Origin of the sequence: Mycobacterium basiliense (assembly GCF_900292015.1) — a bacterium.
GTDB classification, from domain to species: domain Bacteria; phylum Actinomycetota; class Actinomycetes; order Mycobacteriales; family Mycobacteriaceae; genus Mycobacterium; species Mycobacterium basiliense.
Genome location: NZ_LR130759.1, coordinates 5,212,194 through 5,237,495, shown reverse-complemented (window position 1 = coordinate 5,237,495; position 25,302 = coordinate 5,212,194). Strand labels below are relative to the sequence as shown.

The 25,302-nt window shown below is 64.9% G+C and carries 31 protein-coding genes; 16 read left to right on the top strand and 15 right to left on the bottom strand.

Annotated features, from left to right (window positions below; all coding sequences use genetic code 11):
* Positions 1-45 precede the first annotated feature (45 nt).
* Positions 46-1,038 carry a stage II sporulation protein M gene (locus tag MB901379_RS22365; RefSeq protein WP_158018599.1) on the top strand — a complete coding sequence of 331 codons (993 nt, stop codon included), beginning with the start codon at positions 46-48 and terminating at the stop codon, positions 1,036-1,038.
* A 79-nt stretch (positions 1,039-1,117) separates the two neighbouring features.
* Here the strand turns inward: MB901379_RS22365 and MB901379_RS22360 are convergent, their stop codons facing one another.
* From MB901379_RS22360 to MB901379_RS22340, 5 genes are read right to left on the bottom strand one after another with little or no spacing between them, the layout of a single operon-like run.
* Complete coding sequence (locus MB901379_RS22360; RefSeq protein WP_158018598.1) at positions 1,118-2,440, bottom strand: DUF58 domain-containing protein; 1,323 nt, start codon at positions 2,438-2,440, stop codon at positions 1,118-1,120.
* Positions 2,440-3,417: an AAA family ATPase gene (locus tag MB901379_RS22355; RefSeq protein ID WP_158018597.1), complete on the bottom strand. Its 978-nt coding sequence runs from the start codon at positions 3,415-3,417 to the stop codon at positions 2,440-2,442. Before MB901379_RS22355 ends, MB901379_RS22360 begins: the two co-directional genes overlap by 1 nt.
* Positions 3,414-4,571, bottom strand: a complete 1,158-nt coding sequence (locus MB901379_RS22350) for a DUF4350 domain-containing protein (protein WP_408632320.1) — start codon at positions 4,569-4,571, stop codon at positions 3,414-3,416. Before MB901379_RS22350 ends, MB901379_RS22355 begins: the two co-directional genes overlap by 4 nt.
* Positions 4,553-5,206 (bottom strand): DUF4129 domain-containing protein, encoded by a 654-nt coding sequence (locus MB901379_RS22345; RefSeq protein WP_158018595.1) that lies wholly within the window; start codon positions 5,204-5,206, stop codon positions 4,553-4,555. The genes MB901379_RS22350 and MB901379_RS22345 overlap by 19 nt, the downstream gene beginning before the upstream one ends.
* Before the next feature lie 23 nt (positions 5,207-5,229).
* Complete coding sequence (locus MB901379_RS22340; protein ID WP_408632319.1) at positions 5,230-6,654, bottom strand: hypothetical protein; 1,425 nt, start codon at positions 6,652-6,654, stop codon at positions 5,230-5,232.
* Here MB901379_RS22340 and MB901379_RS22335 point away from each other — a divergent pair.
* From MB901379_RS22335 to MB901379_RS22315, 5 genes are all read left to right on the top strand, one after another.
* Positions 6,653-7,117, top strand: coding sequence for a GatB/YqeY domain-containing protein (locus MB901379_RS22335; protein ID WP_158018594.1), 465 nt, complete (start codon positions 6,653-6,655; stop codon positions 7,115-7,117). The two genes, MB901379_RS22340 and MB901379_RS22335, sit on opposite strands and share 2 nt — an antisense overlap.
* 40 nt (positions 7,118-7,157) lie before the next feature.
* Positions 7,158-8,150 carry an LLM class F420-dependent oxidoreductase gene (locus MB901379_RS22330; RefSeq protein ID WP_158018593.1) on the top strand — a complete coding sequence of 331 codons (993 nt, stop codon included), beginning with the start codon at positions 7,158-7,160 and terminating at the stop codon, positions 8,148-8,150.
* Between the two features lie 100 nt (positions 8,151-8,250).
* Positions 8,251-8,820 carry a type 1 glutamine amidotransferase domain-containing protein gene (locus MB901379_RS22325; protein WP_158018592.1) on the top strand — a complete coding sequence of 190 codons (570 nt, stop codon included), beginning with the start codon at positions 8,251-8,253 and terminating at the stop codon, positions 8,818-8,820.
* Between the two features lie 84 nt (positions 8,821-8,904).
* A complete protein-coding gene (locus tag MB901379_RS22320; protein WP_158018591.1) occupies positions 8,905-9,585 on the top strand; it encodes a HemK2/MTQ2 family protein methyltransferase in 681 nt (226 codons plus the stop codon).
* Positions 9,582-9,779, top strand: a complete 198-nt coding sequence (locus tag MB901379_RS22315; protein WP_158018590.1) for a CDGSH iron-sulfur domain-containing protein — start codon at positions 9,582-9,584, stop codon at positions 9,777-9,779. The genes MB901379_RS22320 and MB901379_RS22315 overlap by 4 nt, the downstream gene beginning before the upstream one ends.
* A 48-nt stretch (positions 9,780-9,827) precedes the next feature.
* Here MB901379_RS22315 and MB901379_RS22310 read toward each other — a convergent pair whose 3' ends face one another.
* From MB901379_RS22310 to MB901379_RS22285, 6 genes are all read right to left on the bottom strand, one after another.
* On the bottom strand, positions 9,828-10,847 hold the full coding sequence (locus tag MB901379_RS22310) for an iron-containing redox enzyme family protein (RefSeq protein ID WP_158019380.1): 1,020 nt from the start codon (positions 10,845-10,847) through the stop codon (positions 9,828-9,830).
* A 72-nt stretch (positions 10,848-10,919) separates the two neighbouring features.
* Positions 10,920-13,160: a SpoIIE family protein phosphatase gene (locus tag MB901379_RS22305; protein ID WP_158018589.1), complete on the bottom strand. Its 2,241-nt coding sequence runs from the start codon at positions 13,158-13,160 to the stop codon at positions 10,920-10,922.
* The gene (locus MB901379_RS22300) at positions 13,157-13,690 is read right to left on the bottom strand and encodes a SpoIIE family protein phosphatase (protein ID WP_408632318.1); all 534 of its coding nucleotides are present in this window, start codon (positions 13,688-13,690) and stop codon (positions 13,157-13,159) included. Before MB901379_RS22300 ends, MB901379_RS22305 begins: the two co-directional genes overlap by 4 nt.
* Positions 13,691-13,787: 97 nt before the next feature.
* Positions 13,788-14,183: an anti-sigma regulatory factor gene (locus tag MB901379_RS22295; protein WP_408632397.1), complete on the bottom strand. Its 396-nt coding sequence runs from the start codon at positions 14,181-14,183 to the stop codon at positions 13,788-13,790.
* Positions 14,184-14,187: 4 nt separating this feature from the next.
* Positions 14,188-14,580 (bottom strand): STAS domain-containing protein, encoded by a 393-nt coding sequence (locus MB901379_RS22290; RefSeq protein ID WP_158018586.1) that lies wholly within the window; start codon positions 14,578-14,580, stop codon positions 14,188-14,190.
* 30 nt (positions 14,581-14,610) lie between these two features.
* Positions 14,611-15,504 (bottom strand): STAS domain-containing protein, encoded by an 894-nt coding sequence (locus tag MB901379_RS22285; protein ID WP_158018585.1) that lies wholly within the window; start codon positions 15,502-15,504, stop codon positions 14,611-14,613.
* Between the two features lie 159 nt (positions 15,505-15,663).
* Here MB901379_RS22285 and MB901379_RS22280 point away from each other — a divergent pair, with 159 nt between their 5' ends.
* From MB901379_RS22280 to MB901379_RS22265, 4 genes are all read left to right on the top strand, one after another.
* On the top strand, positions 15,664-16,032 hold the full coding sequence (locus MB901379_RS22280; protein ID WP_158018584.1) for an STAS domain-containing protein: 369 nt from the start codon (positions 15,664-15,666) through the stop codon (positions 16,030-16,032).
* Positions 16,033-16,193: 161 nt separating this feature from the next.
* A complete protein-coding gene (locus tag MB901379_RS22275; protein WP_158018583.1) occupies positions 16,194-16,592 on the top strand; it encodes a heme-binding protein in 399 nt (132 codons plus the stop codon).
* A gap of 101 nt (positions 16,593-16,693) precedes the next feature.
* Entirely contained in the window at positions 16,694-17,203 is a 510-nt protein-coding gene (locus MB901379_RS22270; protein WP_158018582.1) for a DUF6328 family protein, read from the top strand.
* A 282-nt stretch (positions 17,204-17,485) separates the two neighbouring features.
* On the top strand, positions 17,486-18,085 hold the full coding sequence (locus MB901379_RS22265) for a PAS and ANTAR domain-containing protein (protein WP_158018581.1): 600 nt from the start codon (positions 17,486-17,488) through the stop codon (positions 18,083-18,085).
* A 6-nt stretch (positions 18,086-18,091) separates the two neighbouring features.
* On the opposite strand, the gene MB901379_RS22260 is transcribed toward MB901379_RS22265, so the two are convergent.
* Positions 18,092-19,150, bottom strand: a complete 1,059-nt coding sequence (locus MB901379_RS22260) for a helix-turn-helix transcriptional regulator (protein WP_158018580.1) — start codon at positions 19,148-19,150, stop codon at positions 18,092-18,094.
* 34 nt (positions 19,151-19,184) lie between these two features.
* Positions 19,185-19,649, bottom strand: a complete 465-nt coding sequence (locus MB901379_RS22255; protein ID WP_158018579.1) for a glycosyltransferase — start codon at positions 19,647-19,649, stop codon at positions 19,185-19,187.
* 251 nt (positions 19,650-19,900) lie between these two features.
* Between MB901379_RS22255 and MB901379_RS22250 the strand changes: the two genes are divergently transcribed.
* On the top strand, positions 19,901-20,158 hold the full coding sequence (locus MB901379_RS22250; RefSeq protein ID WP_158018578.1) for a DUF7218 family protein: 258 nt from the start codon (positions 19,901-19,903) through the stop codon (positions 20,156-20,158).
* A gap of 26 nt (positions 20,159-20,184) precedes the next feature.
* On the opposite strand, the gene MB901379_RS22245 is transcribed toward MB901379_RS22250, so the two are convergent.
* The gene (locus MB901379_RS22245; protein WP_158018577.1) at positions 20,185-20,787 is read right to left on the bottom strand and encodes a nucleotidyltransferase; all 603 of its coding nucleotides are present in this window, start codon (positions 20,785-20,787) and stop codon (positions 20,185-20,187) included.
* A gap of 122 nt (positions 20,788-20,909) precedes the next feature.
* Between MB901379_RS22245 and MB901379_RS22240 the strand changes: the two genes are divergently transcribed.
* Genes MB901379_RS22240 through MB901379_RS22220 form a run of 5 tightly spaced genes read left to right on the top strand, consistent with a single transcriptional unit; the run spans position 20,910 to position 24,726 of the window.
* Positions 20,910-21,623, top strand: a complete 714-nt coding sequence (locus tag MB901379_RS22240; RefSeq protein WP_158018576.1) for a glycosyltransferase — start codon at positions 20,910-20,912, stop codon at positions 21,621-21,623.
* The gene (locus tag MB901379_RS22235) at positions 21,620-22,594 is read left to right on the top strand and encodes an acyl-CoA dehydrogenase family protein (protein ID WP_158018575.1); all 975 of its coding nucleotides are present in this window, start codon (positions 21,620-21,622) and stop codon (positions 22,592-22,594) included. Before MB901379_RS22240 ends, MB901379_RS22235 begins: the two co-directional genes overlap by 4 nt.
* Positions 22,572-23,333, top strand: coding sequence for a PIG-L deacetylase family protein (locus MB901379_RS22230; RefSeq protein WP_408632317.1), 762 nt, complete (start codon positions 22,572-22,574; stop codon positions 23,331-23,333). Before MB901379_RS22235 ends, MB901379_RS22230 begins: the two co-directional genes overlap by 23 nt.
* Entirely contained in the window at positions 23,330-23,959 is a 630-nt protein-coding gene (locus MB901379_RS22225) for an SAM-dependent methyltransferase (RefSeq protein ID WP_158018573.1), read from the top strand. The genes MB901379_RS22230 and MB901379_RS22225 overlap by 4 nt, the downstream gene beginning before the upstream one ends.
* Positions 23,960-23,961: 2 nt before the next feature.
* Positions 23,962-24,726 carry an endonuclease/exonuclease/phosphatase family protein gene (locus MB901379_RS22220; RefSeq protein WP_158018572.1) on the top strand — a complete coding sequence of 255 codons (765 nt, stop codon included), beginning with the start codon at positions 23,962-23,964 and terminating at the stop codon, positions 24,724-24,726.
* Between the two features lie 22 nt (positions 24,727-24,748).
* Here the strand turns inward: MB901379_RS22220 and MB901379_RS22215 are convergent, their stop codons facing one another.
* A complete protein-coding gene (locus MB901379_RS22215; RefSeq protein ID WP_158018571.1) occupies positions 24,749-25,288 on the bottom strand; it encodes a cysteine hydrolase family protein in 540 nt (179 codons plus the stop codon).
* Positions 25,289-25,302: the final 14 nt, after the last annotated feature.

Here is a 25,302-nt window from a genome sequence, read left to right as displayed (position 1 = left end):
CTTGCGAACGGTTATCCGCCGGGCTCGGTTGGGTAGGCTGCGCAGGTGGATGTCGACGCGTTCTTGCTGACCCACCGCCCTACCTGGGATCGGCTTGATCAGTTGGTCAAGAAGCGTCGCTCGCTGACCGGTGTCGAAATCGACGAGCTCGTCGAGCTCTACCAGCGGGTATCCACCCATCTGTCGATGCTGCGGTCGGTGTCGTCGGATTCGGCGGTCACCGGCCGACTTTCGAGCCTGGTCGCCCGCGCGCGTGCCGCGGTTACCGGTGCGCATGCCCCGCTGACGAGTACGTTCGTTCGCTTCTGGACGGTTTCCTTCCCCGTGGTGGCCTACCGCACCTGGCGCTGGTGGCTGGCAACCGCGGTGGCCTTCTTCGCTGTCGCGGCACTCATCGCTTTCTGGGTAGCGGGCAGCGCCGAGGTGCAATCCATCATCGGAACCCCCACTGAGATCGACGAATTGGTCAGTCATGACGTCGAGTCGTATTACAGCGCGCACCCCGCAACGTCGTTTGCACTGCAGGTCTGGGTGAACAATTCCTGGGTTGCGGCCAAGTGCATCGCGATGTCGGTGGTGCTGGGGCTGCCGATACCGCTGGTGCTCTTCCAGAACGCGGCAAACGTGGGAGTGATCGCCGGGCTGATGTTCCACGCCGGCAAGGGCGGCCTGCTGCTCGGGCTGCTCATTCCACATGGGCTGCTCGAGCTGACAGCGGTCTTCCTAGCGGCCGCAACCGGAATGCGGCTGGGGTGGTCGGTCATCTCGCCGGGCGACCGGCCACGTGGACAGGTGCTGGCCGAACAAGGTCGCGGGGTGGTGTCGGTTGCCGTGGGTCTGGTGGGGGTGCTGCTAGTTTCCGGGTTGATCGAAGCGTTGGTGACACCATCGCCGGTGCCGACATTCGTCAGGATCGCCATTGGCGCCAGTGCTGAGGCGGCGTTCTTGTTCTACATCGTCTACTTCGGACGGCGCGCGGCCCAAGCCGGTGAGACCGGCGACATCGAGGACGCACCCGACGTGGTCCCCACCGGCTGACGCTCAACGAGTGTGAATGCCACGACGCGACACGCCGTGGGAGCGTCGCGTCGTTCGCACTCGCGGCCGCCGGCGACGGCTAGAGCCGGCCCGTCGCCTTCATCGCCAGGTACCGGTCCGCGAGCGCGGGTGCGATGTCGGTCGGGGGCGCATCGACGACCTCCACTCCCTTCTGGTGCAAGCGCGACGCGATTGTTCGGCGCTCAGTGCGGGAGCGCTCTGCGGCCGCCGCGTCGTACACGGCCGCCGCGTCGGAGCGTGCGATGGCCAGCTGGTCGACGCGGGGGTCTGCCACCGCGGCGACCACTACGTGATGTTTTGCCGACAACTGCGGCAGTACCGGTAAGAGTCCCTCGTCGAGGGCGGTGGCGTTGAGGTCCGTCAGCAGAACCACCAGCGAGCGCCGGCGGGTGCGCCGGGTAATGGTGGCAACCATTGTCCGCCAATCGGATTCAACGAGCGCCGGCTGCAGCGGCGCCATCGCCGCCACGAGCTGGGCCAGCAGTTCGGTGCGCGACGCGCCGAACACCGCCGCTCGGCTCACCCGGTCGTGGGCCAGGAAATCGACGTGATCGCCGGCCCGCGACGCCAGCGCTGCCAGCAGCAGCGCGGCGTCCATCGACCAGTCCAGCCGGGGCCACCCGGCCGGATCGGCGGCGGTGGGATCGACACCGACCCGTCCTGCCGCCATACGCCCGGTGTCGAGCACGATGACAACGCGCCGGTCGCGCTCGGGGCGCCACGTGCGGACCATCACATCGGCCCGGCGTGCGCTCGCGCGCCAGTCGATCGAGCGGACATCGTCGCCGACGACGTACTCACGAAGCGAGTCGAATTCGGTGCCCTGCCCTCGTATCAGGGTGGGCAATAGCCCGTCGATTTCTCGCAGCTTGGCCAGTCGTGACGGCAGGTGTTTGCGGGATAGGAATGGCGGCAGCACCCGGACCTGTCCCGGCACCGACTGCGAACTCTGTCGTCCAGCCAAGCCAAGGGGGCCGATCGATCGCGCCGTGACCAGGGCCGCGCGTTGGTCGCCGCGGCGGACGGGCCGCAGCTGGGTGTCCACGCGCTGGCGGTCTCCGGCCGCGATGTTGACCCGGTGGGTGCGTGGTTCAGCGCGTGCACTGGGCGGCCAGGCGTCGCGAACCAGGCCCCGGAAGCGGCGCCGGCCGTCGTTTTGGATCAGCAGGCCGGCATCCACCGGCTGGCCCAACCGGGCCGAACCGTCCGGCGAACGGGTAAAACGCATCCGTCGCGTGCTGGCCGCCAGCACGATATCGGTGGCCACCGCGATCGCCAGCGCCGCCAGCAGTATTGCGAAGGCTCTCGCCGGCCAGGGCGACACCGCGATCGGCAGGACGCAGACGAGCGCCAGCAGGCCGGTTCGTCCGGTCAGGACCACTAGCGGGGCACCGCGACGGAGGCCAGTATGCCGTCCAGTACGCCGTCGGGCGTGGCGCCCTCCAGCTCGGCCTCCGGGCGCAGCATGATCCGGTGCCGCAGGGTGGGGCGGGCCATGGCCTTTACATCGTCGGGAGTTACGTAGTTGCGCCCGGACAGCCACGCCCAGGACCGGGCGGTTGCCAGCAGCGCGGTCGCCCCGCGCGGCGAAACACCCAGCTGCAATGCCGGGGAGCCGCGAGTGGCCCCAACGATATCGACGATGTAGCCCAGCACCTCGTCGCCGATGAGTACCTGACGCACCGCCTCACGACCGGCGGCCAGGTCGGCCGGTCCGGCCACCGGCTTGATCGCCGACAGATCGCGGGGATCGAAGCCATGGGCATGCCGGCCGAGAATTGCGATCTCGGAGTCGCGTGTGGGCAGCGTCACGTTCAGTTTGAGCAGAAAACGGTCGAGCTGGGCCTCGGGCAGCTGATAGGTGCCCTCGTATTCGATGGGGTTCTGCGTCGCCGCGACGATGAACGGATTCGGCAGCGGCTTTGCCTCGCCTTCCACGCTGACCTGCCGCTCCTCCATCGCTTCGAGCAGCGCGGCCTGCGTTTTCGGTGGGGTTCGGTTGATCTCGTCGGCGAGCAATAGATTGGTGAACACCGGGCCCGGTCGGAATACGAATTCAGCGGTGTGGGAGTCGTAGACGAGCGAACCGGTGACATCGCCGGGCATCAGGTCGGGGGTGAACTGCACCCGCTTGAACTCCAGCTGCAGCGCGGCGGACATGGCTCGGATCATCAGCGTCTTGGCCACTCCGGGAACACCTTCCAAAAGGACGTGGCCCCGACATAGCAGCGCGATGACCAACCCGCTGATCACTCCGTCCTGGCCGACAACGGCTTTAGCGATCTCGGCGCGTAATCCCAGCAACGCCTCACGTGCCGAATCCGCGATCGGGGACTGGGTGGGAGCCGGATGTGTCACGAGTGTGTGACCTGCCTTTCGATGTCGTCGAGTGCACGGGCAAGTTGTACCAGCTCATGGTCGGTGGTTGGGGGTGGACCGAACAGGTGATACCAAACGAATCCCGGATTGGCGCCGCTACGCTGCGCCACCGTCAGCGCTACCGCTTGCGGATCCGCGCTGGAGCCGATACCGAGCCGGGGCAGCAGGCGCTGCAATGTGGCGGTGCGCAGTGCGTTCGCGGCGCGGTCCCGGGCTCGGCGCGATCGGTACAGCCGCCCGCGGCCCTCGACGGTTTCCGATGCGCGGACGACGACGGGTATGTCCTCGGCCACCAGCGGGCCCGTCCGTCGGCCCTTCCACAGTGCCACCAGGATCACGACCAGCCACAGCTGCCAGACGATCCACGTCACGTTGGCCGGGATCAGATCGAAAATCGATCCAGGAGAAGTTGTTTCACCCTCGACGCGGTCAGGCGCGAACCAGACGACGCGGGGTCGGTCACCAGCGAGGTTCATCGCCAGCGCGGCATTGCCCTCCTCTAACAATCCGTCGTTGGTCATGAAATGGCTACTGCCCACCACCGTGATGGTTCGACCGGCGTCGCGATAGCGAACCAATGCCCCGCCATAGCAACTCATCGGCGTGAGATCCCCCTTGGGTAGATACGCATCGCTGGGTCCGAAGTGGACTCGGCCGGCGCGATTAGCCGCTCGCAGTGGACAATCCGGCTGGTTGGCGAAATCGTGGGCGCTCCCGATGCGCAGCTTGGGGGTTAGCACCCTGCGGGTCCTGGCGGTGGGTTCGACCAGTAGGAGATCGCTGGGAGTGTCTGCCAGCCGATGCAGCAGCGCGTAGTCGGACAGATACTGCGTCTGTGCCACCAGCAGCAGCGAATCGGCACGTGCGACCCGTTCAACATCGGCAGTGGTGTGGGCGACCACGACCTCCACTCCGCCATTGCGCAGCAACGTGACTAGGGCGTGAGCGCCCGATGGGTTGGTGCCGTCGGGGTCCATCGTGCCCCCGGGTCGCGGGGCTGTCAGATAGGTACCGATCGAGGCGACCAGGGCAACGGCCACCAGGGTGAGCAATATCCCACGCCACGGCCGCCGCCGTCGGGTGGGTCCGGGCGCCGATTCGGCGCTTTGCGTCGTCACCGGACCTGCGCCCACGACTCAAGCGCGGCGGGCTGTTGGTGCACCGTCGATGCGGAGGTGGAACGTGATCGCAGGTGGTCGTCAAGGTCTGCGACCAGCTGGTAGGCGGTCTGAGTTCCGGGCCGCTCGCCGTAGGTGACGTCGTTGAACGCCGTTGCCGCCTGCGTCAATTCCCCGGATAGATGAGGTAGCGCAGCACCCGCGTCGGTCGCCAACTCGTTGGCGGTACGCCCGGGCGCGGGATTGAGCACGCCGGTCTCCTCCAGTTGCCGCGCGACCGCGCGCAGCCGATGCCGGATCGCAGCGGCCCAATTGGCTTCGGCGGCAAAGCGTTCGGCCGTGCTGCGATGTTGCGCCGCGGTGAGCTGGCCGGCCTCGAAAAGTTGGTAATCGCCACCACGTTTGGTGCGGATGGTGCGGCGGGCGATGTGGACGGCGACCAGCACCGCTATTGCCAGCAGGATAAGCAGCACGGTGATGGTGAACCACCCTCCCGATACCGTGGAGGCCTTCGTCAACAGCCGGTACAGCAGCTCGTTGACCCAATCGTTGAGCTGTTTCGACAGGGAATCCCTGGGGTAGATGGCCTTGTCGAGTTCGCGCTGTGCGAGTTCGTGCGCAGCGTCACGATCAATGTCGATAGAGGGCACCGTCAGTCAGTCCTCACTTGTCCTCAGAACGCCCGGGTGAGCCACAGGTTATCCGTGGACTCGACGGCGGTGGGCCCACCGGCCGCCCCTGTCTGCAGGACTAGGTCAAAGGCCTCGGCCCGCATGCGCCGGTCGGTATACAGCAGCACCACAACACCGGCGGTAAAGGGCGCGGTGATGATCTGGCTGATCGCCGAACCGATTGCGGACAGCGTCGCGCCGACGAGCAACATGGTGATGGAGTCGCTGCTGGCCGTGGCGCCCAGCAATATCTGGCCGACGATGCTGAACGGTGCCGAGATGGCGCCGCCGACTAGGCCCACCACCAGCATCGCGAGCAAGCGGATGCCCAGCACCCGCCAGAACCCGCCGGTGACCAGCGCAAAAGATCGGGTGATCGCATCGACTAGGGGCAGCCTCTCTAGCACGATCAGCACGGGTGCGAACATCAACACGGTGTACAGGTAGCCCAGCAGCAACGCGACCAGCAGCAGCAGCGGGAAACCCAGCAAGACCGCCGCCGCTCCGTTGGCGGCGGCCGCGACCCCGACCAGGATGACGACCACCAAGCCGAGCAGCGCCGTGACACCGGCGGCTTCCAGCAGCGCCAGGCCGATCAACGTCAGTAGGCGCCCGCGGACCCTGGTCCATGCTTCGCCGATGGTGATCGAGGCGCCGAACACCGCCCGCCCGACGACGACGGTCAGTATTCCGCTGAGCAACATGCCACCGAGCCAGCTGATCAGCGCGCTGGCCGCGATCGAACCGGTCCACGCGCCCAGTACACCCAGACCCAGGTGGGCCGAGGGGTGGGTATTGAGCCGATTGATGGCCTCCAACGGTCCGATGGTGGCGATCAAGGTGATGACTTGGATGACCACCACCACGATGGCGGTCATTCCCAGCGTTGTCTTCGGATTGGCCCGGATGTAGCCGACCGCGCCGTTGAAGATGTCGCTCAAGGTCAGCGGGCGCAGCGGGATGATCCCGGGCTTGACGGCCGCGGGAGGCAGCGGGGGGCCGTATCCGGGCGGCGGGCCGTACCCGGGTGGTGGGCCGTACCCGGGTGGTGGGCCGTACCCGGGTGGTGGGCCGTACCCGGGTGGTGGGCCGTAGCTCGGGGCGCCATAGCCAGGCGGGGCACCATAGCCCGGTGGGGCGCCACAGCCCGGTGGGGGGCCGTATCCGGGTGGCAAACCGCCGTAGCCCGGTGGCGGATTCCCGTATGCCGGCGGCGGACCGTACGCCGGCTGTGTTTCGTAACCTGGTGGCGGATCGTCGGCCCCTGACGGCGGATAATCCGGCGGCAGCGTGCTCATCGAGGGCAGCGACTGTCGTCGTTCGTCATGGGCTCCATCCTGTCGGCGGTCGGTGTATTTCTCAATGTAGGCAGCATCTTGGTCTGGTGTTGGGTTCCAAAGCGTTCCGGCGCGTAGCGTCTCTGTCATGGCGGAACTCAAATCCCGGCTTCGGTCGGACCTGACTGAGGCGATGAAGACGCAGGATAAATTGCGCACCGCGACCCTGCGCATGCTGCTCGCCGCGATCCAGACCGAGGAAGTGTCCGGCAAGCAGTCCCGGGAACTCTCCGATGACGAGGTGCTCAAGGTGCTGGCCAGGGAGGCTCGCAAGCGTGGCGAGTCCGCCGAGATCTACACCCAGAACGGGCGTGGCGATCTGGCCGCTAACGAGCACGCAGAGGCTCGAGTCATCGATGAGTATTTGCCGACTCCGCTCACCGACGCAGAGTTGGCCGATGTGGCCGACACCGCGATTGCTCAGGTGGCTGAGCAAATAGGACAACGGCCCAGCATGAAGCAGATGGGGCTGGTGATGAAGGCCGCCACCGTAATCGCCGAGGGTAAGGCGGACGGTGCCCGGTTGTCCACGGCGGTCAAAGAGCGGCTGTAGCCAACCCGGTCGTTTGTGTCCGACCCAGCCGGGTACCCCGATGGGTGTGACGCATTTTGGCTACACGCTGATGACCGAGCAAAGCGGGCCCAAAGACCTTGTTCGACATGCTGTTTCGGCCGAAGATCGGGGTTTTGACTTTCTGGTCTGCAGCGACCACTTTTCCCCGTGGCTGACGGCGCAAGGGCATGCGCCCAATGCCTGGGCGGTGCTGGGGGCGGTGGCATACGCGACTCGGCGGGTCGACCTCTACTCCTATGTGACGTGTCCGACGATGCGTTATCACCCGGCGATCGTGGCGCAGCAGGCCGCTACCGTGCAGATCCTTTCCGATGGTCGCTTCACGCTTGGGTTGGGCAGTGGCGAGAATCTCAACGAGCACGTCGTAGGTAGGGGCTGGCCCGCGGTTGAGCGGCGACAAGACATGCTGCGGGAGGCGATCAAGGTGATCCGCGAACTCTTCGGCGGCCGATTGGTGAGTTGGCGCGGCGACTACTTCCAAGTGGACTCGGCGCGACTATGGGACTTACCCGACGTCCCGGTTGGCATCGGAGTCGCCGTCGGGGGCTCGAAGGCCATCGAAAAATTCGCCAAACTGGGCGACCATCTAATCGCGGTGGAGCCCAACGCCGAACTCGTCGACGCCTGGCACGCAACGCGCCAAGCCTCGACTGGGGCCGGGGCGGGGCGGGTGGTCGGACAGATACCGGTGTGCTGGGACCCCGACCGTGACGCTGCCATCGAGCGTGCCCACGACCAGTTCCGGTGGTTCGCCGGCGGATGGGGGGTCAATGCCGATTTGCCGACGCCGGCCGGTTTCGCCGCCGCGACGCAGTTCGTGCGTCCCGAAGATGTCGCCGCGAGCATTCCGTGCGGGCCGGATCTGGACACCATCGTGGAGACGGTCAGGCCATATTGGCAGGCCGGGTTCACCCATATAGCCCTCGTCCAGATCGGTGGTCAGCACCAGGACGCTTTCTTCGAACAGGCCGCTGAACCGCTGCTGCAGGCGCTTCGGACGGCCTGCGAGTAGTGCTGGCGGCCATGACGTTTGGAGTTTTGCCACCTGGGTATCCGCACCGGCGGGCCTATCCGGATCGCGTGACAACTGGAATTGCCAAAGGAGCATAGTGATGTCAAACAACTTGGAAGGCAGGAGGATCGCCATCCTGGCTGCTGACGGAGTGGAGAAGATCGAGCTGGAGCAACCCCGGGCGGTGCTGCTTCAGGCCGGGGCCCGGGTCGAGGTGATATCGCTGTCCCCCGGTGAAATCCAAGCGCGCGAACACGATCTCGAACCGGCCGGGAGATTTTCGGTGGATCGCGCGGTTGCGGATGCATCGGTGGCTGAGTTCGATGGACTGGTACTGCCCGGTGGCACCGTGAACCCGGACAAGCTGCGTTTGGACAGCACCGCGGTCGCGTTCGTTCGCGACTTTGTCCAGTCCGGAAAGCCGGTCGCCGCCATCTGCCACGGGCCCTGGACGCTGGTGGAGGCCGATGTGGCCCAAGGGCGGACGTTGACCTCTTACCCGAGTATTCGCACCGACTTGCGCAACGCCGGTGCCGACGTGGTCGACGAGGAGGTGGTGGTGGACCGCAATCTGATCACCAGTCGGTCACCGGCCGACCTTCCCGCGTTCTGTGCGGCGCTCGTCAAGCAACTCGGACAGGTGTCCGTCGTTAGCGATGTGGCGAATTAGGCGCTTTCGGTTTCGAAGCGGTCCATCGCGGGCATTAGTTATGTCAAGCCGTGACCGCCGCGGCGGCGCCACGAAAGGCTTGCGTTGACGATCACCGCCCCGGATTCCACCTTGCCCGGAGCTGCTGTTTACCAGCCGCAACATGATTCACATCTGCTTGTCGAAGCCATGCGACGGACGGGTCTGATTCCCCGGCGAAGGGTGCTCGACCTGTGCACGGGCAGCGGTTTCGTGGCAATCTCCGCCGCTGTCATGGGTTGTGCCAGCGTCACTGCCTTTGACATTTGTCCGCATGCGGTGCGCTGCACTCGCGATAATGCCGTGGATGCCGGGGTGCATGTCGACATTCGACATGGTTCGTGGACAAGGGCATTCGCTTGTGCACCATTCGAGGTGGTGGTGTCCAATCCGCCGTATGTGCCGACTCCGCCGGCATGCGAAATGATCCCGAGGTCGGCCGGTCCGTCGTGGGCATGGGACGCCGGGGTCGGTGGACGGCTAGTGCTGGATCCGCTGTGCGAATCGGTGTCAAAGCTGTTGTGTCGCGGCGGATCCCTACTGCTGGTGCAATCAGCACTGGCCGACGTACAGCGGTCGCTTGTCACTCTGCGGGAAACCGGAATGGAGGCTTCAGTTATTGCCTCGCAGCGGATTCCGCTGGGTCCGGTGCTGTCCGCGCGAGCGTCGTGGCTACGGGCGGAGGGTCTGCTGCCGGATGGCTGCCAAGAGGAGGAAATCGTGGTGATCCGGGCCGACAAATCATGACCACCACCCGCGTGCAGGTGGTACCAAAGGGACCGGTATTGGTGTCCGGACCCGTACGAATCGAGACGCCCGGCGGCAGAGTCGTGGAATCCGACCGATTCATGGTCGCGATCTGCACTTGTCTGCGCAGCAAGCAATATCCGCTGTGTGATACCAGCCACCGGCGGTGCCGGCCGAAGCCTGACCCGAAGTGAGCGACCATCCACCCGGGTTTTGACCGTGGTTTTGACGCCCGGACGACGTTATGTCACCGATCGTCGCAGTGACGTTTGACGGGCCAGCCACGGCTCCATGATGGAGTTGGCCAAGCGGTTTTCGAAGAGCGCATGTGCACGGATCCCGAATACAACATCACGTTCCAGTTGGGGTTCGCGAGCGATGAGATCACCCACGACGTTGATGCGGACCACTTGCTCGTGCACCGCGTCGGCCTCCACGTGTTCGCGATAGAAGGTGCGGCATTCCTGGGGCGCCTCCATCCGGCACAATGCCTCTAGCATTCGCCGAGATCCCGGCGGGGAGGTGATCTCCGTGGCCGCGAAGTGTCCGATCGCCGCCCCGCGCAGCCGTCGGTGCAGCCCGAACAACGACATAACGTTGACTGCCGCCAGGGATTCGGCGGGCACCGCATCGAGGTAGCCGAGATACGTCGAATCCAGCTCGGCCGCCTCCATCAGATCGGCGAATAGCTGCTGATGCAGGCGGGGCCCGTGGCCAGCGCCGTACTCGTCGAACTCAATCGCGACAAATGCCGCCTTGGCGCCGCCCGTCAGGCGGGGGATGGCCCAGGCGTGCGGATCCCCCTCTTTGAGGTGGTAAAGGGACCGATGCACGAAGTATTCGCGCATTTGCTGCCACGTCCCTGTGTCGCGCAGGTGGTACGACGGCCCGGTTCCGTCGACGGGTTCAATTGATATCTTTTCCATTTCGACCAACGCCGTGTCGCCCGGTTCGACGCGGCCAACGTCGCGGCGAATGCCTGCCAAAAAAGCCCGCTCCAATTCCGCGCGCAAATGGAGCAGCGCGGGGTTCCACTCCCAGGTCGGATCGACCCCGGCAAAGCCCCGGTAGTGCAGCTCGTAGCACATGTACAAGGCCAGTTGCAGATCAAGGCTGCCCGGATCGACATCGCGCACCGAGGCGCTGACGTGGGCGAACGGGTCGCGTGGGGCAGGGCCGGTCAGGGCACGACGCACGGCGATCGATAGCGGGCCGCAACCCGCCGGCAAGGAAGGTTCAATGTCGGCTAGATCTGCGTTTATCCGAGGATCTCCGATTATCCGATGTGGGAGCGATGTACGAGTCACATCGATGGATACCCCGTACTCAATCGCTCAAACTGCACCGCTTGACTGCTCGTCTGAGTCTGCCGCAGACGGCAGTCGAAACGTCATGTCGAGCGCGGTTCCGCCGGGGGTGTTGTCGATTTCGACCGAATCGCAGATGGCCCTGATGAGCAGCAGGCCACGACCACCCCCGCCCACAGCGGTCGTCGGTTCCTTCCACGAACCGGAGTCGACCACACGGGCGTGTATCGTCCCGTCAACGGCTTCTATGTCCACCAGCATCGTTCCGACGCCGTTTCCGCGATACGCATGCTCGATGCAGTTGGTGCAGGCCTCGCTGATTACCAGCACGATGTCACCGGCTTCGTCGTCTTCGACGTTGGCGGCCCGTAGCCACGACGCCAGCTGACGCCGGATACCGGCCAATTGATCTGGGGTAGCCCTGGTTTCAATTCGAAGGGGGCCATGCTGGTGGCGGTACATCACCATCGCGACGTCATCGTCGTACCCGGTCTCCGGAGCTAACTGGCGCAGCACCGCATCAGCGACGGCGTCGACCGGCAACATCATCGAGTCCGCCAGGACGTCGGCGACGCGTCCCAAACCGTCATCGATCGACTCATGTTTGCGCTCGACCAGGCCGTCGGTGAAAAGCATCAGCGTCGACCCGGGCGGCAATATCTGGGACGCCTCCGGGCGAGGCTCCACTCGGCGGACCGCGAGCGGCACCGACCGGGCATCGGTCAACATCGTTGTTCCCGACTTCGGGTCCGCAAGCGCGGCGGGCATGTGTCCGGCATTGCTGTAGTCGAGGATCCCGGATTCGGTGTCCAGGATCGCCAGGAAGACCGTTGTGCAGTAGGCGTCCGGGATGAGCGCCGCCGCCGCGTCCAGTTGTTCGAGCAACAGCGCCGGCTGCGCCCCGGTCAACAGCAGTGCGCGCGCCGAACTGCGCAGCTGACCCATGATGGCGGCGGCCGGTAGGCCACGGCCCACGCAGTCACCGACCACAATGCCGATGCGGTGTTCGCCGATCGGCAGCACGTCATACCAGTCACCGCCGATCTCAAGTGGTGGCACCGCGGGTTCGTAGCGCACGGCAAACCCCGGCGGTGGCTCCACCGACGGCAGCATGGCCCGCTGCAAAGTCAGCGATGTGTCCCGGGCAGTTTCGAACTGCCGGACATGCTGGATGGCCAGACTCAGGTGACCGACGAGCACGGTAACCAGCAACCGGTCCTCGGCGGTGACCCAGCGGGGCGCTGCCAACTCCAACCACAGCGCGACGTCCGCGGCACCGGAGAGCACCGCGACCAGACCCCGCGCTTTACCCGGTGAGTCCGGCCACTCGATTGTCCTCGCCGTCAGCGGCAACTGTTGGCGGGCATCCTGAAATGTCTGTCGTAACATAGGATCCATTGCACGCCAAGATAATTCGGACGGCTCTCCGGCCATCCGGACGGTGGGCTCGCCGTCGCCGGGTGGCCACATGACCGCGACCACGCGTTGGACGTCAACCGCCGTCCGGCACTCGTCGAGGGTGAACGAGAGCACGTCGTCCAGGCTCTTGGCCACACCCACCGAAGTGGCCAGCCGAAGCACCGCGCTTTCCCGGGCGGCAAACGCACGTTCCGCAGTGATGTCGCGGACAGTGCCAACATAAACATCGCGATCGGTCCCGGACCCGAGAACCGCATTGATGCTCACCGTCACCCACGCCAGATGGCCGTCTTGGTGCCGGATTGGCGTCTCGTACTCCGCGCAGCCCTCGCTTCGAACCCGCTCTTGTTGCTGTGCGGCTGCATTCCGGTCAACCAGCCACGGGTGCGGCCAGCGGTACGGCAAACCCTCTGGGGGATAGCCGAGGATCTCGGCAAACGCGTTGTTCATATCGATCACCGCACCGTCGTGGTCGGCGACGAAGAACCCTTCCTGCAAAGAGTTCACCAATGCGGTACGGAATTTGTCACGATGTTCGAGATCTTCGGCACGCGCTCGCTGCTGTGCGTAAAGCCTTGTCCGGTCTAGAAATCCGCGTGTCGCTACATCCAGCGGTGCCAGTGTCTGTAGCAGAAACTGCAGCGCGTCCGGGCGGTCCCCGTCTGATCTGCGCGCAAGCTCGTCGAGCAGCCCGAAATGATTCTCAAGAATGTCGAGCATGCTGATCTGTTCCTGTAGCGCCCGGCGCCCGAGCTCATGCCCGACGGCGAGGCTCTCCTCGTCGCGTGTTTCCAGGTAGGCAACCAGTGCGGCGGCATAGTCGTCGTGGAAGTCGTGGGGGGGTGTCATGTCGAGATGCCCCGGTGACGTGCGGCAAGCACCATGGCATCGTCGGTGTTCTTGGCGTGCTTGACCAATATTTGCTCGGCGATGGTGGCAGCGGAGGCGGAGAAATCGATGTGATCCAGGTGGTCGTCGGCAATCCCGTCGCTGGCGATCACCAGCAGATCACCGGCACGGGTGGTGACAAGCTTGGCCGGCGTGATCTCCGGAATCCGATAGCCGACGATGCCGGCTGTCAGGCGCAAACTGGACCGGATCTGGGCACCGCCGATCGCCTTGGCGACCAGGTTGGCGGTGACGTTACCCACCCCGGTCCAGGTCAGCTTGCTGGCCGGGAAATCAATCCTGGCCAGGGTCATCGCGACCCCTCTGGTACCGGCCAACACGCGATGACACAGCTGGATCAAGACCTCAAGACGCTCGTCGCGGGCGTCGCTGAGCACGTGCAGGGCGGTGAGTGCCGCCGTTTCGGCGGCCGGTCCGTGTCCGAGGCCGTCCATCACGCCGAATAGGGCGCCGTCGTGTTCGATCTGCACCGCGATCGTCTGATCACCGCAAGCCTGCTCGCCCGGCCGTGGACGACCCGTCGTCGCCCACTCGATTGGCCCGAACCGGCCCCCCGATCTGCTGTGGTCACGCACGCGGCGGGACCCATTTCCACATCTCGACGATTGTTCCGCGGCCAGGGGTCGATTTCACGATCAACCGATCCATCAGGCGGCGCGCACCCGGTAGGCCCATGCCGAGGCCGCGCCCGGTGGAATAGCCGTCCTCCATCGCGCGCTCGATGTCGGCGATGCCGGGACCGTCGTCTTCGGCGCGCACCAGCAGGGCCTTGCGGCCCTCCCGGTCCTGTACCGTCACCCGCACCACGCCGCGGCCGGCGTAGCTGGTGATATTGCGGGCAATTTCGGAAATCGCGGTGGCGATCATGGTCACGTCGGTGAGTGAGAATCCGAGGTCGAGAGCGAGTTGGTGGCCCGCCTTGCGGGCGGCGACGATGTCGTCGGAGTCGTTGATGTTCACCACGGTCTCACCCAGCACCGTCGCGCCGCCCGATCGTCGACTGTCGCAATCCCAGCTGCTTGTTCAGCAGCGCTATCCCTTCTTCGAGGTCCAGCGCAGTGGCCATATCGTCAAAGGTCAGACCCAGTTGCACCATCGAAAACGCGACTTCAGGCTGCAGCCCCACGATTACCGTGGTCGCACCCCGCAACCGGGTCATGTGAGCGATCGTCCGAAATGACCGGGCCGCAAACGAATCCATTACGTCGATAGCGGTGACGTCGACGACGATTCCCTGCGCCCGGAACCGGCTGACCTGCTCCATGAGGTCGTACCTAAGCCGCTCGGTGTCGGAGTCGGTCAGCGCCGCCTGAACTGTCGCGATCAGGATCGGGCCCTGTTTCAAGATCGGTACTGGCATCGGCAGCCCTCGATGGTTGTCCGTACCCGACTAATCGCCGGTGCGGGTGACGGCATAGCCCAGCAAACGCTCGGCTTCCTCGATTCCGCCCTGCAAATCGCCGACGGCATTCATCTTCGACAGGTCCAGGCCGATGGTCACCAGTGTCAAGGCAATGTCGGAGGACAGGCCGGTGATGATCACACTGGCACCCATCAACCGTGATGCGTCCACCGTCTGGACCAGATGGTTTGCCACCGTGGAATCGATAGTGGGTACCCCGGTGACGTCGATAACCACTAGCTTTGCCCGGTTGGCCCGAATTGCTCGTAACAGCTGCTCGGTGACCTGCCGGGCGCGTTGACTGTCTAACACCCCGATGATCGGCAGAATCAGCAACTGCTCGCGCACCTGCAGCACCGGCGTGGAAAGTTCGCGGATTGCCTCCTGCTGCTGGCGGATGACGCGCTCACGCTCCTGGACGAAGCTGACAGCCACGGTATTGGCGATGCGGTTGGCCGCCGGCTCGTAGGCATCGAGGACCTGGTTGAGCATCTTGAAGTCGGTCTGGTACTTCTCGAACAGCGAGCGCGCCAGCACGTCGCGCAGCAACAAGACGATGCCGACGACCTCGTCCGTTTCCACACCCCGGGGAATGATGCGTTCCGACAGGTCTTGCGCGTAGGCCTGCAGCGCTTCGACGCTTCCGGTCTCGAGCACACCGACGTAGTTGTCATATACCGCGGTCGCTTCGGAGAAGATCTCCTCGGGCGTCATGGAGGTGAGCAGCCGCGCCTCGGTGATGCTGCGCGCCCACTTCTCGCGTAAACCGGTTCGATTCTGTCGGAGATGTTGGACCAGCTGCGGCAGCAAACCGTCGCTCGATGCCCCCACCGGTGCTGCGATGACGCTGGAGCTGCTCAGGTCGGACGGCGAATCTGACATCTGGCCTCCCAAGTGCCGCGTCGCGCTCCGCGGGGCGCTGATCATATGGCGAGACTAGCGTGGGGGACGTCGTGTGACGCTTTGAGGTCTTCTCCTTCTCGCGGTTAGCGAGGCAGGCTAGGCTTGCAGCACACCGAAGGCTCAGACAAAGGACCACCAGTGTCAGCTCCTGATTCGATCACCGCTGTGGTCACCGACCACGACGGGGTTGCCGTGCTCAGTGTCGGCGGCGAAATTGATTTGGTCACAGCTCCGGCCCTCGAAGAAGCCATCGGCGAGGTGCTCGCCGAGAATCCGGCGGCGTTAGTCATCGATTTGTCGGGGGTGGAGTTTCTCGGTTCGGTGGGGCTCAAGATCCTCGCTTCGACCTACGAGACGCTCGGCGGCAACGCGGGGTTTGGGGTGGTCGCGCGTGGCCCGGCGACTAGGCGCCCGATTCACCTGACCGGTCTGGACAAAACGTTTCCGCTGTATCCCACCCTCGATGACGCGTTGACCGGCGTGCGGGACGGCGAACTCAACCGCTAGCTCCTAGCGGATCTACGGTGCGTAGGGTACGCGCCGTTTGGCCCGCGATGCGGATGTTCGTTATGCGCGAACGTTGTGGGCAGGTTGCTTTTGAATGGCTACGTTGGGTTTCAGGGATTCGGGGACCCAAATTGTTCGCTCGTTTGAAGGAACACATCACTATGAAAATCAGCAGTATTGGCATGCGCCGAGGAGTCGGCGGCGCTAGCGTCGGGCTTCTGCTCGGGGGGATCGTTCTCGGCGTCGTCGTAGCACCCTCGGCGGCGGCGACGCCCGACTGTAGTCCAGCGGGTATCGACGCCACCGTTTCGGCGGTGACCGGCGCGGCACAACAGTACCTTGCCGCACACCCGGGCGCCGGCCAGGTGGTTTCGGCCGCCTACGGCCAGCCGCGCGGAGAGGCCGCGGCGAACATTCGCGGTTACTTCACCGCGCATCCCCAGGAGTACTACGACCTGCGCGGGATCCTGGCGCCGATCGGTGACACCGAACGGCAGTGCCAGGTGACCGCGCTGCCGCCGAATCTGGAAGCGGCCTACCACGAGTTCATGTCCGGCTAATCCGGCCTGTATCCGCAACGGCCCGCCACGATGCTGTGGCGGGCCGTTCGGCATGCAGGGGAAACCCCGTCGGGGTCGTGCACAAGTGCGATGATCACAGCATGGATGTCGATCATCCCGAACGCGACCAGCGGTGGAACCACGAAAGTCGTGGGGAAACCGAACTGGAACGGCTCGACCGCAATTGGAGCAGCCTGTTGCAGGAGCTGCGGGTGGTGCAGACCGGGGTACAGCTGCTCACTGGGTTCTTGTTGACCCTCCCGTTTCAGCAGCGCTTCGACGTCTTGACGCTGCACTGGGTGTACTTGGCGACGGTGGCCTGTTCGGTGGGTGCGACGGTGCTGCTGATCGCGCCGGTGGGCATGCACCGGCTGCTGTTCCGGCGGCATCGCCTGGTGGTGCTGGTATCGGCGGCGCACCGGTGCGCCTACGCCGGTTTGGTGCTGCTTGGCCTCGCGTTGACCGGGGTAACCGTCATCATCTTCGACGCGGTGTCCGGGTATGTTGCGGGCATCATCGCGGGGGCCTGCGCGCTGGCGATCTTTGCGGTTTTCTGGGTGGCGGTTCCGCTGTTGCTGCGCACCCGCGACGTGGCGCTGCCACACTACTAATCGATGGAGCCGGTGTGAGCGGCTCACCGCGTGGGTAATTGTCGGTTGAACCGGCGGGGGACGAGGAGGGGGGATCGTGCCGCGGCGCGCGGCGCCGCCAAACCGTGGGAGCAGTGCAGGCCGTGTTGAGCGGCTTAGTTGAAGGGGGAGAGACTATCTGGGTCATAGGCCCTGGCAAAGTCGGCGCCAGAACCTTAGCAACGCGAGGGCCCGTGCTGTGCACTCGAACAGGCCGCGCTAGTGCCTGAGGGTTCGTCGCTACGACGAAATCGGTGGCCGCGGGTGGGACGCTTCCGCTACATCTCGCGCGATGATCGCTGGGAATGGTCGGACGAGCTGGCCCGCATTTATGGCTATCAGCCGGGTCGCGTCCGGCCGACCGCCGATCTACTGATCGCGCACAAGCATCCCGACGACAAGGCCGTGGTAGCCGAGATGGTGGAGCGCGTCTGCCGCTACGGGATGGCGTGCAGCAATCAGCTTCGAATCATCGATACCCATGGCGACACGCACGTTGTGGTTGTCGTTGCAAACCCGCTCTACGATGGCAAAGGTGCGCTGGCCGGCACTGCCGGGTTCTACGTCGACATCACCGAGCAATTCGAATCAGACGTACAAAAGCGACTGACTGAATCCGTGGCGGCGGTCAATTCCCGACGTGCCTTGATCAATCAGGCCATCGGCGTGCTGATGCACGAGTACCGGCTAGACGCCGACTCCGCATTCCAACTGCTGGCGAAATGGTCTCAGGAATCCAATACTAAGTTGCGGCTGCTCGCGGAGCGCGTTACCGGTGATCCGGGCGCACGTGATGCGCTGCTCAACGACGCGGCGGACACCGTGGCCAAACTGCTGCGTACCGCGCGGGAGGGGAGCAAATAGCCGCGCCTAGCGGTCGGAGTCGTGTTTGAGTGTGGTGTGCGGACTTTCGCCGTATGTTTGCCGATAGAGCACGGCGAAGCGGCCGGTATGAGCGAAACCCCAACGCTGTGCGATTTCGGTAACGGTGGTTTCGGATCCGTCACCCGCAAGCAGGTCTTGGTGGGCTCGGTGCAGCCGGAGGCGACGCAGATACTCGGTGGGTGTGGTGTTGAGTTGTTGGCGGAACAGGTATTGCACCGCTCTGGGAGTCAGATGTACTTCTGCTGCAACATCGTTAATGGTGATATGGCTTCCGGCGTGTTGATGGATGAATGACACGGCCGTTTGCAATGTCTTGGGGACCGCCGGGTCGTTGAGCAGGTGCTGCCCAGTGGTCACCGTGGAGGCAAAGCAATCAAGTATCGCGGCGGCCAACAATTGGGTCGCCCCGGCGATGACCAACGGGCGTTGCACGGTGTCTGCGGCAGCGAAACTCGTGGTTACGTAAGTCAACGCGTCGCGCCAGGTGCCGGCAGCCGCAGGAGAATTCGGCCGCGAGTCAAGAAACTGGATTTGCTGTGGCAGCGCGGCATGCCGGTTTGAGGCGACCTGATGCAGCAGTTTCGCTTCGACGCTCACAACGTGAAATCGCGCCGTGTTCAACTGCAGCACGCGAGGCACCCCGTCCGCGGTCAGCAGCGGAGCCTCCGTTTGCGCGCAGGGGTCACCGGCTACTTTCAACGCGCCCGAGCGCGGTTGGATGACAACGACTTCGTCTCCGGTACGGATCTCGCAGTCGGCTTGGCCATCGATCAAGACATCGTCAATGGTGACCAAATCCGTTGTGCAACGCCGGTGCGTCACGGTAGATCCTTTGCTGAGTCCGCTTATTCGCCAGCTCGGTAGATAGGCATTGGCAAAAAATCGTGCGGCGGCTTCCGGATCGGCGGTGTGGAACTGGGCGGTTTGAATTACTGCCTGGTTCCGCGTCTCGACCTGGCAATTTGTGACGTCGACGTCTGTCCGGACCGCCTGGGGCAACTTCGGGTTGAGGTGGCGGCGCGTGCCGTCGGTCACACTTGCCATGGTTGCCAATGATCGTAGTCGACTTGTCGCGCCACTAGCTAGCACTCGCCGTCTGTGTTCGGCTCAACGCGCCTATTTGGCCGTGGATTTGGGCGTAGATACTGTTCGTGTCGAGTGCGATGCGGTCCCAGGAAAAGCGCGGTTGCGCGTGCATCCGCCCCGCCGCTCCCATGCCGGCGCACTGAAAGCTCTGTTTTTGGAGGCATTTCAGGGCGAGAGCCAGATCGTGGGACTTCTTGGGGGGTACCAGCAGTCCGGTAACCGCGTGTACCACCGTGTCTTTGAGAGCTCCGGTGGATACCGCAACCACGGCCACCCCGCTGGCCGTGGCCTGCAGTGCCGGGGTCGCACGCGGCGCCTGCCGGGGTGTGCACGCGACGACGTCGGCGGATCGCAGCAGTGCGGGTAGATCGTGGAGCACAACAGCGCCGACGTCGCAAACGACGTCGGCGCAGTCACCTGCGGCGATGTCATCGCCGCTAACAATGGCGATCCTCACGGGTTTCCCCCGATGAGGCCGACCCCCTTCATTCGCTTCGTGCGTTTCGGCCATTCCGCGAAAACCTTGGTGTCCGGGTCCTTCCTCGGATACCCATTTTGAGATCAGCGCAACCGGCTGTGTTGGGGTAGTTGTGAGGACATCCGCACCGGCACCTGATGAGGACCCGAGATTTCGTTCATGGGGTTTGGCGAAGGTCGCGCCCGGCAATCCGAAACTCGCCATTGCATCAACCCAAGGAGGTGGCCTTCGTGCCCAACACCTCGATCAAGAACGAGAAGCTTTACCAGGATTTGCGCGAGCAAGGTGATTCCAAGGAGAAGGCCGCGCGAATCTCCAATGCGGCGGCGGGTCAGGGCAAGTCCAAGATTGGCCGCAAGGGCGGCAGGTCCGGTTCCTACGCCGACTGGACTGTGCCACAGCTCAAACAGCGTGCCAAAGAGCTGGGTATGTCGGGATATTCGAGCCTGACCAAAGACAAACTGATCAACAAGCTGCGCAACCACTGATTGGTCACGTCGCCTGTAGGGACAAACTAGGCGGGCAGGCGTAGCCGCTTGGCCAGCGTCAGAAACGCGGCCGCAAAATCGTTACCGGAGGTCTGTGCCTCGATGTGGTCCCAATCCAACTGCTCGCGGATGGCGCGGGCGGCGGGCAGCAGCGTCGCGAAATTGCAGTTGCGTTCGTCAAGGGCGCGTAGTTTCTGGATGAATACGTTGGTAGGCCGCAGGACTGGCATCGTAATGGCCAACACGACAAGATCTTTCGCGGTGTCCATAATATCCGGCGCTACGGGCACCCCGTTGAGCCGGTGCAGCACATCGACCACGGCAGCGCCATTGTGTGCCTTAAACAGCCAATCCTCTGGTGGATGTTCGATACCGAATCCGGCCTTGGCGAGCGTTGTCGCGGCGGCCGGCGCGTCCGCTTCGGCAACCACGATGTCGACGTCATGGGTAGGTTCTGGGGCGCCGTACGCCCACAACGCGTAGCTACCGGCAAGGGCGAAACGCGGACCGTGCTCCTTGAGAGCCGAGGCGGCACAACGCAGCGCTTCGCGCAGTTGTCGGCGGTGGGCGTCGTCCCTATTGCCGGTGCCCGTGGCCACGCTGAAACTCGGGTTTGGCGGCACAGTCATAGCGGATCAGCACAGTCATAGTGGATTAAGGCATACCCCGCGACAGGTGATGGCAACCTGCTGCCTCGACACAAGCGAGGGACGCCGTTTCAAGTGCGACGAAAACGGGCAATTAGCAAGCCATGTCAGCAGCAGCGCCGCGTAGTTATCATCGGGCTGCCGTGGTGATTCCCGCCCACAACGAGCAGGCGCACTTGCCGTCCTGCCTGCGCTGCGTCGTCACCGCCGCGCTGTGTGTCCAGATTCCGGTGCACATCGTGGTGGTGCTCGACGCGAGTGCGGACGGCAGTGCGCAGTTGGCCGGGAGGTACGGCTCCGATGTGCACTTTGTTTGCGTCGAGGCGCGCAATGTCGGCGCGGCGCGTGCGGCCGGATTCAACTACGCCAGCTCGTTGTGTGGGGGCGTGGACAAGATCTGGTATGCCACCACCGATGCTGACAGCCGGGTGGACCCCGACTGGCTGGCCCGGCAACTGGCCGCCGGCGCCGACATGACGCTGGGCGTGGTTCGGGTGGTCGATTGGCGGCGGCGCCCGCCGCACGTGGTACTCCGCTACCTGCGGGCATACGACACGCGTGGCGACGGTGAGCACGACCATATTCACGGTGCCAACATGGGTTTCAGCGCCCATGCATACTGGCGGGTCGGAGGCTTTCGCGCGCTACCCACCGGCGAGGACGTCGACTTGGTTGCGCGATTCGAACGTGCCGGCTACCGCATTCATCGCGACCCGAGGCTGTCGGTCGTCACGTCGGCTCGCGCTCGCGGCCGGGCGCCGCGCGGGTTCGCCGATCACCTGCGCCGACTTGCCAGCAGATCGGGAGACGTCGCGTGACGGCCGGGTTGGTTCAGCACTGGCTGGAATCGGGGCGGCTGGAGTTGCCGCTGCCGGCATCGGGGCGCACGGGGGATCGCTGGCACCAGCTAGTGCACCTGGCCGAGGAGGACATCGCGGCGGCCCGCATCGCCGAAGCCCACGCCGATGCATGCGCAATACTCAACGAGCTGGGCGGAAAGCCGCCGCAGCCCGGTCAATTGTGGGGGGTATGGGCCGCCGAAGCGGCGGACACGACTCTGACAGCGGGTCATATCGCCGGGGACGAGTTCCTTCTCACGGGCACCAAGGTGTGGTGCTCGGGCGCCGGCTTCTGCACCAATGCGCTGGTTACCGCGCATGTCGAGGAGGGCAAACGGGGCTTGTTCGCGGTAACGGTCACCGATCCCGCCGTCAAACCCTTGCCCAGCACGTGGTGGAACCCGGGGATGGCCGGTAGCGACACACGGTCGGTGCAGTTCACCAATGTGCACGCGGTCGCAGTGGGCGAGCCCGACGCTTATCTGGACCGACCCGGGTTCTGGCATGGCGCCATCGGGGTGGCCGCATGCTGGCTGGGCGGTGCGCGTCGCGTTGCCGACCCGCTCTATCGGTGTGCCGGCAGTCAGTCCGCCGACGCGTATGCGTTGGCCCACCTGGGCGCCGTGGATGCCGCGCTTGCCGCCGGTGACGCGATGCTGGCCAGAGCCGCAGAGCAAATCGACTGCGATCCATTCGATCGTGCCGGCACCGCCCAGTTGTTGGCCCGGCGGACCCGCGCCATCGTCGAACATGCCGTCGACGAGGCCATCACCCGGACTGGCCGGGCCCTGGGGCCGGGCCCACTGTGCCAAGATGGCCGCCACGCCCAGCGGGTGGCCGATCTCACCATCTATATCCGGCAAAGCCACGCCGAGCGGGACCTAGCTGAACTCGGACGTCTAGCCGGGCGGCCGGGACGAGGACACGTTGAGACCCCCACCGCCTACTAATGCTGCTCGGCTCGCGGCCATGCCGTTGGTCGACGGCGGAACATCGATGCGGGAGTGGCTGTCGGCCGAGACGCTGCCGACGCTGGATCTGGGGGAGTGCACGAGGCTCGTCGTGGTGGCACCCCACCCGGACGACGAGACGCTGGGCCTGGGCGCCACCATCGCGCAACTGTCCGCATCGGGTATCGATGTTCAGCTGGTCTCGGCGAGTGACGGCGGTGCCGCCCGCCCCGGCGCGCCCGCGCCGGCGCGAATCCGTCTGGAAGCGGTGCGTCGACGGGAACTGCGCAGGGCCGCCGCTATCCTGGGAGTCTCGTCGATCATTTCGTTGAGTCTGCCCGACGGGCAACTGGCCGAGCACGAGCATCGGCTTACCGATCGGCTTACGCGGTTGCTCGAGAATGTCGGACCCGGGACATGGTGCGCGGCGACCTGGCGTGGTGACGGGCATCCCGACCATGAAGCGGTGGGACGCGCCGCCGACCGGGCCTGCCGACGCACGGGTGTCGTGCTGCTGGAGTATCCGGTATGGATGTGGCACTGGGCGATTCCCGCGGAGCCGGTGGTTCCGTGGAGCGATGGCTTCTCGATAGCTTTGTCCCGCTGGGCGATTGCGCGCAAGCGGGAGGCCGCACGCTGCTTCGGCAGCCAGTTCGAACCGGCGGAGGGTGCCGGGCCGGTGCTGCCGGCGTTCGTGCTGGATCGGCTGATCGCGGTGGGGGAGATGGTCTTTCGATGACCACGCGGCTGCCTGATGCGTATTTTGATCGAATGTATGCCCATGCTGAGGATCCGTGGTTGCTCTCGTCACGGTGGTATGACCAACGCAAGTACGCGATCACCCTGGCCCTGCTGCCCGATCGGCGGTATCGCCATGCGTTCGAACCCGGATGCTCCATCGGCGCATTGACCGAGCTGCTGGCGCTGCGCTGCGATCACGTCACCGCGATAGACGTGGCTGACGCCGCCCTCCGAACGGCCGACGCGCGGCTTCGGCACGCCAGCTGCCGGGAGCGGGTGACACTGCTGTGCGCGTCGCTGGACGATGCCTGGCCGGCCGGTCCGTTCGATCTGCTCGTGCTCAGTGAGATCGCCTACTACTTGACGGCCGACGCGCTGGCCATGGTGCTGCGGCGGGAATGCGCTCGACTGCCCGCCGGTGCCGCCGTCCTCGCCGCGCACTGGCGCCACCGGGTGGCCGACTATCCGCTGACCGGGGATGTGGCCCACGCGATCATCGCCGCCACACCCGGCCTGAAATCGCTCGGTCGCTACCGCGACAGTGACGTGATCGTGGAAGTGTTCGACACGGGTGCCGCTCGGTCCGTGGCGGCCCGCGAGCGGGTGCCCGGGGCGCAGGACTAGCCGTGCGGGTGGCGACGTTCAACATTCTGCACGGCCGCACCGTCGACGACGGGGTGGATCTGCGGCGGCTGCGCGACAGTGTGCGACGGCTCGACCCCGACGTGCTGGCGCTGCAGGAAGTCGACGTCGACCAACCTCGTTCCGGCAATGCCGATCTCACCGCTGCCGCTGCCGAGGCGATGAGCGCGGTGGACCACCGGTTCGTCGCCGCGATTTCGGGGACACCGGGAGCGACCTGGATGGCCGTTACCGGCCGGGAACAACCCGGGACGGCGGCCTATGGCATTGCGCTGCTGTCCCGCTACTGGGCTGCCAGCTGGCAGGTGGTGCGGTTGCCTCGAATCCGGGCTCGGTTTCCGATGTATTTGCCTGGGCCCAACAAGGTGAAGATGATCGACGAGGAGCCACGGGCGGCGGTCATTGCGCGGTTGGACACCCCGTTGGGTTGGATGACGGTGGCTAATACCCACCTATCGTTTGTGCCCGGATGGAACCGGTGGCAGTTGCGGCGGCTGATTCACGATCTGCGCGCCCTGCCCGGACCGCGGTTGCTCACCGGGGACCTCAACCTCACCCCGGGTGCCGTACATCGCTACACACGGATGCGGCCGTTGGCGACGGCGGCAACATTTCCGGCCTCGATCCCCGACCGGCAACTCGACCACATCGTGACCGACGACGACGGTCTTTGTGCCCAGGCTGCGGTCGCCGAGCGGCAGCCGATCTCCGATCACAGGGCGCTCGTCGTCGACCTAGATCGCGTCTAGCGCGGCAGCGGCACCGGTCCTCTCACAGCAGACAGCGATTCGCGGCCAACAGCTCGGCGCGCATGTTGCGCTGCATCATCTTTAGTGCCGCGGCACCCAATTCGTTGTCGATGTGGGCAACCGCATCGGGGGGAACTATCACGTCATAGTGGCGGATGTAGCCGTCGAGTGCGCTGTACAGAATGCATTGCTCGGTGACTTGGCCGGTCAGTATGACGCGCCGCGTGTTCAAGCGATGCAGCAGGTACTCCAGTGCGGTGGAATAGAAAACGCTGTGGCGGACCTTGGTGATTGTCGGGCAGCCGGATTTAGGGATCAGCGGCCGGACCAAGTCGGGACGTTCGCCGTCCAGCGCCGCTGAAATGATCGCATGATGATCGGCGGTGAAGTCGCCGCGGTTGTCGTTGACGTAGATGAGATCCACGCCTCCGTGGTGTTCGGCGTTGCCGATCAGGGAGACCAGCGGATCGATGATGGCGGCGACGTTGGTCGCAAGCTGTTCAGCATCGGGGTGTCGATAGTCATTGAACATGTCGATGACCAGCAGCGCGGTATCGCTCATTGACGAGTAATACC